Genomic DNA, 8,952 nt, shown 5'->3' on the forward strand with positions numbered 1-8,952 from the left:
AGTGAACAAATCGAGCGCTTCTACTTCCTAAGAAAGCCTCTTGATACGCGGCGCACGGTCGCCAATCGCCCGTTCGGACAGACTAGGCGCTGGGTGCTGTTGTCGTTCATCCTGTTCTACTTCTCGCCGGGCGGGCTGCTGCGCTTGTTACGCGGGTCGATCGCTCGCCGCGAGCTACGGCGATTCGCAGTCGTCGGCCTACGGCTGCTCGTTGATGTCCTCGCCCCGCGCCGAACAGTATGAATCTGATTGGCGTCTGCCGCAGCCGGGGTAACGGTTATTGCTCTGCGCGCCGGGTTTCTTCTTCCGGCGACCGCCCCTCTTGGCAGTCCATCTCTTTGTGCGATCCCCTGTGCAGCATTCCTTCGACCAGCACCAAACCGGCGTACCACAGGCTGGAGGCTCGCATCTGACCGCTCCGCAACAGGGAAACGATTTTCCAGGGGCGGCCATAGAACAGCAGGTGCGCCAACCAGTACAGGGCTTGCAGGGTGCGCGCGCTCATCCCCGCGGGGACGAAGACCGGTCGGCCCAAATGGAGAGACCAGTTGTTCCAACTGGTGAACCCGGCCGCGCTCTGCGGGTCCGAGAGGTCGATTTTAAGCAGATGCTTGACGTCCTGATAGAACCGCGACCCGGGCATCGGCATGGCCAAGTGGAACTTGGCGGTTGTCGGTCGCAGCCGCAGCGCCAGGCGGATTGTACGCAGGGCGCTGCCGATCGTCTCGCCCGGATAGCCGATGATCAGAAAGGCGTGGAACGGCAGGCCGGCTTCCCTGGTCCACGCGGCCGCCTTCAACGAGCGCTCGACCGTCAGGCCCTTGTTCATTGCCAGCAGCATGCGGGGCTCGCCGGACTCGAAACCGTATAGGATGTGCCTGCAGCCTGCCCTAACCATGCTTTTAAGCAACCGGGGAGTGACCACATCGGCCCGCGTCTCGCACCACCATCCGATCCGCCGATCGAGTCCCGTCTTGACCAGCGTGTCGCAGAACTCGATGCCGAACTCCTCGGACCAGGGGAAGGCCGCGTCGAGAAAGGCCAGGCCGTGAGTGTCGAACTCGCACAGATCGCGCTCAATCTCGCCGATCAGCCCAGCGACCGAGCGATGGCGGAAGCGCGGCACGTACTTTTCCTGCGAGCAGAAGCTGCAATTGAACCTGCATCCGCGGGAGGCGCAGATCGGCAGCAGCGCTTCACGCGCAATCGGCAGCCGTCGGTCGAGGTACCAGCCGATATCGATCAGACTCCAGTCGGGCAACGGCAGCTCGTCTAGGTTCTCAACTAACAGCGACGGCCCGTTGCACAGCTCGTTGATCTGCACCGCGCTGATGACCCCGGGGATTCCGACGCCGCTTTGGCCGGCCTCGATCCGTCGCGCCAGCTCCAACAACGGGCGCTCCCCCTCGCCGACCACGACATAGTCGGCCCAGCCCTCGGACAGGATCCTTTCGCGGAAGACCGCCGCGTGGATGTTGCCAAAGACGATCGCCCCGCCCCAGCCGCCTCGGCGCAACGCCTTCACGGTCTGGACGGTGAAGCAGTAGTTCCAGGTCAGCACCGAGAACCCGATCAATCGTGGGGAGAGCTCGATCAGGGCTTGCGCGCAACGCTGCGGGTCCATCGGACGGCGCACCGCGTCAATGATCGTCGTCTCCACCCCATTGGCCCGCAAATATCCCGCGAGCTGCACCAGCCCTAGCGGCGGCATCAGCATCGCGGTTTTCCAAGCCGCGTGGCTCATCTGGCTGAGCAACGGCGAACCCGGAACTATCAGGGCGACGCTCAAGCCTGTCTCCCGCCTCGGGTCAAGGGGTTGAGGAGCCTCAGCCAGATCAGGGCCATCGGCAGCAGGTTTCTTGGGCGCAATGTCCCGAACCTGATCAGGCGCAGCAGCACCGAGGGCCGGGAGTAGTGCCGGATCATTCCCTTGCGCTGCAAACGCAATAGGGTTCGGTCCGTCAAGGATGTGTAGTCGTAGCGGGCCTTGCGCTTGGAGCCTCGCAGCAGGCCGGTCCAGGCGGTCATCTCATCGCATTCGATGTCGTCCCGTGACTTCTGGATCAGCCAGTCGTGAAAACGGCTTCCGGGCAGCGGCACGGCGATGTTGAACTTGAGTAAGTCCGGCCGCAGATCGAGCCCGTAGCTGATCGTTCGGCGAATCATCGCCTCGTCCTCCCAGGGGAAGCCGATCATGAAAAATCCGGTGGTGGATACCTTGATCCGGCGCAGAACGTCCATCGCCCGGCGCCCCTGTTCAACGGTCGTCCCCTTGCCGATGCGGGTCAGCGACTCGTCGGTGCCCGCCTCGAAGCCCACGGCCACATTGTGCAGCCCGATCTTGGCCAACTCCCGAAACAGCGGTTCGTCGATCCCATCGCTACGGGCCTCGATGCAGAACCGGAAACTGAGGCTGGCTAAATCACGGCGCACACGGCGGACGAACTCTTCGCCCCAGGCCCTGTCCGGAGGGAAGTAGCTGTCGAGAAAGCCGAAGCTGCGAACGCCGTAGCGCCCAATATTTTCTTCGATTTCAGCCACCACCGAGGCGGGAGACCGGCGGCGGAACGGCTTGAGCAGTGCGTCCTGTGCGCACATGAAACAGTTGTAGGGGCAACCGCGTGAGGCCTGGATCGGCAACGTCGGCTCGTAGAGGAACAGCGAGGGATGGTAGTTATAACGCCCGATCGGCAGCCGGTCCCACGCAGGGTGTGGCAGCGAATCTAGGTTATGGATCAGCTCGCGCGGCTGAGTTGCCTGCAACTCCCCATTGCTTAGAAAGGAGATGCCGGCGATCCGTTCCAACGGCTCGGCACGACTCTGGTTGTCGAGCAGCTGCTTAAAAGTCAACTCCCCCTCGCCGTGGGCCACGATATCGAACCATCCGGTTCGCAACAGCGAGTCGGCGTAGACCGAGGCGTGTGTATTGCCCAACACGATCTTTCCCTGAAATCCCTCGCGCCGCAGGGCCTGCCCCAGGTCGCATACCGCGCTGTCGGAGGTCGTCAGGCAGGAGATGCCAACCAGCTCGTATCGTCCCTCGACGGCCAGGCGTGCGAGCTGCGCGGTGGGCGTGCGCTCCAAGAATTGGTCGTGAATATCTACGGTGTGGTCGCCGTGCTCAGCGGCCTTCGCAGCCAAATAGGCCAGGTTGGCCGGCGGGATGGGGGGGACAATCAGGCTGCGATAAAGATAATTGGACAGCAGATTATTCGCCGGATTGATCAGCAGTGCTTTCGCCATCTTGCAGCCATGACTCCAGATTAGGTGAGAACTACACTCTCGCTACACGGACGGCGGAATCAACTGTTTATCGCCAAGGACGACCATCCGGATGACCCGGGTAATACCGTCTGCTGCTTGGTTTTCCGGAAACCGCGGAACACTCAAGTAATTATGATAGTATAAATGACTAGGCAGTTAAAGTGAAAGGAGTGCAGAGCTTGCGGGATATCCGGAACTCGGGCCGGGAAAAGCCCGCCTCCCCTTTATGCTCCAAGGCGCAATGGGCCGTCGCGGTGTTGCTTGCAGCCGCGACACTGCTGGTATTCGTATCGATCTCCGTCTGCGTCTACCCGGTCGACCTAGACGAGACGATGCGCTTCCTGGAGACCAGGCTGCTGCTCGATCATCAAGTGCTGCTCAAGGATTTCTTCTCCAACAACTTCGATCCGGGAGCCTGGATCGTCTTCGCTCCCCTGGCTTGGATCGCCCCGGCCGCCTGGTCGCCGCTGGTCTCGCGTTGTTACGGCATCGGGCTTCTGCTGCTGAGCCTGGCCTCGCTGCTGTGGATGCCTAGGCTGTTGCTCGAGCGGCGCTTCCCCCTAGCCACGACCTGCGCCCTGGCGCTGCTGGCCGCCTGTCCGCATTTGCTGTTCAAGGTTTCCGAGCTGCGTCAGGACGCTGTGTGTGCAGCGGTCGGCTTGCTAGGCATGGTCCTCTTGCTTGGGTCTCAATCCGGACGGGGGCGGCTCGGCGGAGTGCTGGCAATTTGGGCCGCAGTCTGCCTGCGGGGCGAGATGGCGCTGATTCTGGCTCCCCTCGCGCTGGCCGCCAGCCTCGAGGTCCGCGCGCGCAGGCTGCGCCTCAGGTGGCTGGCAGCGTTGTTACTGACGCCGCTGGCGCTGCTCGTGTGTTCGCTGCCCTTTATTTGGCACTGGTCGTGGAGCGAGCTCGCCGAAGTCCCCGGGTATCTGTCGATTGCGGTACTGGCCAAGGGCGACACCTCGGAGCCCTCTTACCGGGCCGACTTGTTCGGCATACTGCTGGTGGCGGTTCCAGCCTTGGTGGAGCTGTTCCGGCAGATCGCACGGCCCGAGCGCAGCCAGCTTCGCGCGCTCTCGCTGGCAGTGCTGGGCTCGGTCGGGCTGATCCTGGGTCTGCATCTGGTCGTAGGTGCCACGTTTCTGCAGAACTACTGGAGCCAGATCTTTATGCTGGCGCCGTTCGCCGGCATTCGCTGGGCGCGTTGGCTGAGCGCCCTGCTGCACAGGTCTGGTCTCCAATCTCTGCGGGGATGGTCTCCTGCGCTGCTGGCCGCCTGCTCGCTGATAATGATCGCGGTGCCCGCCAAAGATTTCATTATGGTCCGTCACTCGTTCGCGTCGCTTTCCGCCTCAGCGCTCTGCGCGGACCAAGCGGGTAAAAACACGCGGCCGATCGAGTATCAAGATTTGCAAATCGAGTATCAAGCCTACTCGCCGCTGGCATTAAGCAGATCCCAACTCTGGCTGCAATCCACGGTCGGCGAACGTTTCTCGATCTACTCCAACGATTTCATCCCGTCGGTGGGAGAGACGCTTCCGCCCCATGTGGTCGCCAACCTAGACCAACTGCTGCGGATGCAGACCGCAATGGGCGATGACCCACGTTCGACCCGGATAAAGGCCGATCTAATGCAACGCTTTCCCCAGGCCTTTTTCGCGGACAGCGGACAGAGCATGCGGCCCGGCGAGTACTATCTGGACCGTCGGCCGGACGTGATCGTGGCCGACGACGGGCTGCGGCTGTTGGTGCGGTTCGAGCCAGGGTTGTGTGAGCTGATCCGTAGCGACTATCGTCCGGCAATCAGCCGCGGGAACCTGCCTGTCTACCTCAAGCGCGCGGGCGGCGCCCCCAGGTAGATGCAAAACCCGCCGATCCTCTTAGCCCGGGCCGTTTCAGTCGCTGACCAGCCCCGGCATCAGCCTGGAGAATCCCAGAAGCCGCGAGGCGTTCTCAAAATGGCGCACAGCCAGTCGTAGGCGGCCGTTGTTGGGCAGAAACGTGGCCCAGGCCAGGTGGGGGGGGGGGCCGTAAGCGCGACAGCCGCTGCAGGGGCCGCAGAGGTCGAACCTGCGCCGGGCCTGGCAGGAGCGGAACTCAATCATCTCCGGCCCGTTGACCACTTCGCGCCATGACCTGTACCTGAAGCCGGGGCTGAGCACCTCGGAGTAATTGCGCTGGACGGTCTGCTCGTCCGAGTGGCCGTACCCGTGATGCATAAGGTCTCCGTTGCAGTTTATCCAGTAGGGGCCCTGCCAAGCGAACAGGCATTGTTTGCGATTGCTCGACTTGTACGACGGTCCGGTCCGCGCACCGGCCCGCTCGTCGGCCTTGAGTCTGACTCCGTCGATGCCCGGAATGCGCCAGCTCGGCTCAAGCAGCCCGGCCTCGGAGCGGTTGTCATCGATAAGCACCATCTGGATCACAATCGAGGTTGAAGAGCGTTTTTTCAGCTTAAGCTCGGCCAGCATGCGGACGTTGTCCGCCAGCTGGCGATAATCAGCTCCGCGGCGCACCCTCTCGTACGTTTGCGCGTTGACGCCGTCGATGCCGATCAGGAACTGTCCCAGCCCGGCATCGAGCAGGTCGGAGGACAGCTCGGGCGTTAGCAGGGTGCCGTTGGTGGGCAACTGCGTGATGATCCCGTTACGCGTGCAATGCTCAACCAACTCGGGCAGGTCGGGGTGCAGGCAGGACTCCCCTGCTCCGTTGAGGTAAACGAACTCGAGGAAGTCCTTGCCGCCGTCGACGATCTGCTGAAAGAGGCGCTTGTCCATGTCCCCGTCGGGCCGGTCAAGGCTCGAGCGGTTGCAGAAGACGCAGTCGAGGTTACACCTGCTGGTGACCTCGATGGCGCAACACAGGGGCATGCCCGAGCACTTCGAGGCGCTGGCCAGATAGTCGCGCATTGACCGCAGGCGGTTGGCTGGATTGTTCATCGGCCCTGCGCGGTGATCATAAAGGACAGAAACCGCGGATTGCGCAAGACGATCGTCTCAATCTGCCGAAACCCCGATCGACCGAGCTTTTCCGCCCATTCCCCAGGCGTGTTGTGTTGCCTGCCGGTCTCGAAATATCTGTAAAATATCCTGTGGAAACGCGGGGTGTCTTTTAAGGGCGGAGCCCACTCGAAAATAACGGCCACCCCCTTGGGGTCCAACAGCTGGCGGCAGACCCTCAGCAGCTCGAGATGCTCGGCCTCGGGCAGGTGGTGCAGCACGTGCGATATCAGAACTCCCTGAAAAAGCTCGTCGCCTGTGAACAGTTCAGTGGGCGCAGCCGAGAGGAAGCGATAGGCTCGATGCTGTTGTCGGCAGATCTCAATGCGCAACGGGTCGGTATCCAGGCCAAGATATTGTTGTGGGAAGAACAGCTCGACGAAGCGTCCGGTGCCACAGCCGATGTCGAGCCAGGCTCCCGGATGCTGCGCAATGATCTCGGCCAGCAGCTCGTTTTTCTGCTCTGAATCTCCCTCTGCCAGCCGTTGCAGCATGTCCCATTGGCGAGGAAAGCGTTTAAGTACCCGGTAGAGCTGTTGCTTGACAATCATTTCCTGATCGACAGCATCCTAAGCAGGGAACGCTCGGGCATGGCCGAGAACATCAATTTGTTGAAACGATACTCTGCCATCGGCCGGTAGAGCCGCGAGAGCAGCCAGGAAACGGGAATCGATATACATTAAGATTTTATCGTCGATAAAGTACGAGGAGAACGACAACCCGAGCAGCATCCGCCTGTCGATGTCGCCAGCAGGGCTGAGATTGGGCATATCGAAGCTCACGGACCCCCATTGTTCTAAGCTCTCCGGCGGTTGAAAGCCCTGCTGGACAGAGGAATAATAAAGCTGGGTCTGCGGATAGGGCGCGTAAAAGTAGAGTGGCGAGGAGAGTACGTTCGGGTTCAATCGGTGTAGTTTTCTTATCAGTCGGATCGTTTGGCGGATGTCATCCAGCCTCTCCCCCGGCAGATTGATAATGAATGACAGGTACAATTGAATCTGGTATTTGCTGAGTCGGGTGATCTGCGCTTCGATTTGTGCAATCGATTCACTTTTATTCAATTGTTGTCGCATGCTGGGCGATCCAGATTCGATCCCAATACTGATACGTCTGAGACCGGACCGCGCCAGCAGCGCCAGAAAAGGCTCGTCCATGCGGCTGATCGAATCGATATCAACCCCTTGAATCATATATGTCAGTGGTGTCTTGCAAAGCCCCTCAACTATCGTCTCGGAACGCTGGTCGTTGCAAAAGAAGTTGTCGTCAATAAAATAGATCTCGTCGAATCTATATTGATCGTGAAGGTCTCGCAGCTCGTTAAGCACGCGCTCCGCGCCCAACGCCCTCCAACGTCCCTTGTTGACGATCGAATTGTAGCAATAGGCGCACTTCCTGTGGCAGCCCCTGGACGATTGGTAGGCCAGGCTCCGCCTGCCGTTGTACTTCGGCAGATAGCGCTCGATATTTAAAAGCTGGTATGCGGGAGTCGGAATCCGTGCGGGATCGATCAGCGGCGTATCGGGTGTAACTGTTATCTGATCTCCTTGTTTGAACGCCAATCCGCAAATATCGTTCAACTCAGCGGGCGACGCCCCCTCCGACAGGCGTTGCGCAACCTCGCTGAAAATAAATTCTCCCTCGCCACGAACAACGATATCGACCAGGGAGCTGCCGGCAGTCTGCTCCGGCACGAGGCTCGGATGAACGCCTCCCCAGACAATCGGAACATCAGAGATCTCCCTGATCATCGCGGCCACGGCCAACGCGCTGGAGATCATCGGCCCGGTATTGGTCGTGATTCCAACGAGGATGCAGTTGCGGCCCAGCACCTCACGCACCTTGGACTGCCAATTGGAATCTGATCTTAGATCAATGATTTCTATATCGAAAGTATCGGGCAAACCGCTGGCGATGCTGAGCAATCCTAACGGTACTACGTTGGCCTTTCGCAACCTCTCCCAGAACCCGGAATGTGGTTGAATCAGCAGTACCGTGGGTTTCCCTTTGATTGTCATCTGATATGCCGATCCGCGCATATTCTCAACCTGATTCTTTGCTATCGCGGACACACAGAACCTCAATCTCCACCAGCAGCTCCGGCCGGCACAGACGGGCTTCCACGCAGGTCGATGCTGGCAGTCGCTCAAGGTTCTGCTGCTTGAAGAACTCAATGCGTTCCTCGGCAAGTTCTTGATAATTTCTATCGATATCGCGTAGATAGAGCCTAGTATGCACCACGTCGTGCCATTGGAAGCCCTCGGTCTTGAGTAGTTCTGTGACGTTGTGGAACATACGTTGCGTTTGAGCCCGCAGGTCGCCCACGTTGACGGTCTGGCCGCGTTCGTCAACACTGGCCGTGCCCGAGAGCATCATTATCGACACTCCCCGAATATCCAAGCGCATTCCACGGCTGAATGGCACTGGTTTATCGTAATCGTAAGCCTCGCAAAGCACTTGAGGCGCATGGACGGTCTTCTTGATCATAACGTAATTCTCCAATAAGCATTGGGAATAGATAAGAATTCAGATCCTATGCCGCACCCAGTTCTTTGCACACAGATTCGCATTACACGGCCTTTCTGTCAATAGCGCTCGCGGCTTGTGTAGGTAGCACACAAACGAAACTGAATCGCCCCGGGTTCTCCGGAGACTCGGTTAGTTGAGTCCAGCCACCGCGGCTGGTGTCTCA

Annotated in this window: 8 protein-coding genes; 2 read left to right on the top strand and 6 right to left on the bottom strand. The window is 60.0% G+C overall.

Features of this window, described 5'->3' with window-relative positions; all coding sequences use genetic code 11:
- Nucleotides 1-243: hypothetical protein (locus P9M14_05630; GenBank protein ID MDP8255210.1), on the top strand; the 243-nt coding region annotated here is incomplete at its 5' end.
- A gap of 34 nt (nucleotides 244-277) precedes the next feature.
- Here P9M14_05630 and P9M14_05635 read toward each other — a convergent pair.
- A complete protein-coding gene (locus P9M14_05635) occupies nucleotides 278-1,789 on the bottom strand; it encodes a radical SAM protein (GenBank protein MDP8255211.1) in 1,512 nt (503 codons plus the stop codon).
- A complete protein-coding gene (locus tag P9M14_05640; GenBank protein ID MDP8255212.1) occupies nucleotides 1,786-3,243 on the bottom strand; it encodes a radical SAM protein in 1,458 nt (485 codons plus the stop codon). Before P9M14_05640 ends, P9M14_05635 begins: the two co-directional genes overlap by 4 nt.
- A gap of 200 nt (nucleotides 3,244-3,443) precedes the next feature.
- Here P9M14_05640 and P9M14_05645 point away from each other — a divergent pair, with 200 nt between their 5' ends.
- Nucleotides 3,444-5,123 (top strand): hypothetical protein, encoded by a 1,680-nt coding sequence (locus P9M14_05645; GenBank protein MDP8255213.1) that lies wholly within the window; start codon nucleotides 3,444-3,446, stop codon nucleotides 5,121-5,123.
- A 36-nt stretch (nucleotides 5,124-5,159) separates the two neighbouring features.
- Here P9M14_05645 and P9M14_05650 read toward each other — a convergent pair whose 3' ends face one another.
- Genes P9M14_05650 through P9M14_05665 form a run of 4 tightly spaced genes read right to left on the bottom strand, consistent with a single transcriptional unit; the run spans nucleotide 5,160 to nucleotide 8,747 of the window.
- Complete coding sequence (locus P9M14_05650) at nucleotides 5,160-6,203, bottom strand: radical SAM protein (protein MDP8255214.1); 1,044 nt, start codon at nucleotides 6,201-6,203, stop codon at nucleotides 5,160-5,162.
- On the bottom strand, nucleotides 6,200-6,814 hold the full coding sequence (locus tag P9M14_05655) for a class I SAM-dependent methyltransferase (protein ID MDP8255215.1): 615 nt from the start codon (nucleotides 6,812-6,814) through the stop codon (nucleotides 6,200-6,202). Before P9M14_05655 ends, P9M14_05650 begins: the two co-directional genes overlap by 4 nt.
- Nucleotides 6,815-6,832: 18 nt before the next feature.
- Nucleotides 6,833-8,278: a radical SAM protein gene (locus tag P9M14_05660; GenBank protein ID MDP8255216.1), complete on the bottom strand. Its 1,446-nt coding sequence runs from the start codon at nucleotides 8,276-8,278 to the stop codon at nucleotides 6,833-6,835.
- A gap of 25 nt (nucleotides 8,279-8,303) precedes the next feature.
- Nucleotides 8,304-8,747, bottom strand: a complete 444-nt coding sequence (locus P9M14_05665; protein MDP8255217.1) for a Rid family hydrolase — start codon at nucleotides 8,745-8,747, stop codon at nucleotides 8,304-8,306.
- Nucleotides 8,748-8,952: the final 205 nt, after the last annotated feature.

The sequence above is a fragment of the Candidatus Alcyoniella australis genome, from assembly GCA_030765605.1.
In the GTDB taxonomy this organism is placed as follows: domain Bacteria; phylum Lernaellota; class Lernaellaia; order JAVCCG01; family Alcyoniellaceae; genus Alcyoniella; species Alcyoniella australis.